This window comes from Neisseria benedictiae, assembly GCF_958267435.1.
Lineage (GTDB): Bacteria > Pseudomonadota > Gammaproteobacteria > Burkholderiales > Neisseriaceae > Neisseria > Neisseria bergeri.
The window spans coordinates 1-236 of the sequence record NZ_CATQFV010000034.1 but is presented as its reverse complement, the minus strand read 5'-3'; the positions used below and the strand labels follow the sequence as shown (position 1 = coordinate 236).

Annotated in this window: 1 protein-coding gene; it reads right to left on the bottom strand. The window is 49.6% G+C overall.

Translation table 11 applies throughout. From position 1 onward, the window contains the following. A partial coding sequence (locus tag Q3O12_RS04365) for a MafB family polymorphic toxin (protein ID WP_301669529.1) occupies positions 1 to 236 on the bottom strand: 236 nt, incomplete at both ends.

Below are 236 nucleotides of genomic sequence, written 5' to 3'. Positions count from 1 at the left end.
GTCTGCATATGGCGGGCAGCAGGTTTTTTATAGCCGGTATTTTTAACCCAATCCCATTTGGTCGGGTTAAGTTCTACTTTTTTACCTCTCCAAACCGTACCTGCGGCCTCTGCTACGGCAAGAGCAGTTTGGGCTGTTGCAGTTATATTCGGATGGGCATCAGCCCATTGTCTGGCGGAATTGATACCGTCTTTTACCGCAAAAGCACTGTCCTGTAATAGGCTCGCGGCAGCAAG